The sequence below is a fragment of the Desertibacillus haloalkaliphilus genome (genome assembly GCF_019039105.1).
Lineage (GTDB): Bacteria > Bacillota > Bacilli > Bacillales > KJ1-10-99 > Desertibacillus > Desertibacillus haloalkaliphilus.
The window spans coordinates 1-410 of sequence record NZ_JAHPIV010000211.1; the positions used below are offsets into that span (position 1 = coordinate 1).

1 protein-coding gene is annotated in these 410 nt (G+C 48.8%); it reads right to left on the reverse strand.

Annotated features, from left to right (window positions below):
- Positions 1-410 (reverse strand): hypothetical protein (locus KH400_RS29835; protein WP_217228153.1); only part of this gene is annotated, 410 nt, incomplete at both ends.

Below are 410 nucleotides of genomic sequence, written 5' to 3' on the forward strand. Positions count from 1 at the left end.
TTCTCCTTTTTCTTCTTCCCTCCTTTCCTTTCTCCTCTTCCTCCTTTTTCCCTTTCTCCTTTTCCCTTCTTCCCCCCCCTTTTCTTTCCCTCCCTCCCTTTCCTCTTTTCCCCCTTCTCCTTTCTTTCTTTCCTCCTTCCTTTTCCTTCTCTTTTTCTTCTCCTTTCTCCTTTCTTTTCCTCCTTTCCTTCCTTCCTCCCTTTCCTTTCCTCTCCCTTTCTCCCCTTTCTTTCCCCTCTCTCTTTTCCCTCCCCTCCTTTCCCCTTTCTTTCCCTCCTTCCTTTCCTCTTCCTCCCTTCTCCCCTTCCCCTTTTCTTTCTCCCTCTTCTTCTCTTCTTTCCCCCTCCTTCTTTTTCCTCTTTCCTTCTCTTTTTCTTTTCCCTCCCCCTCTTCTCCTCCCCCCTCCTCCC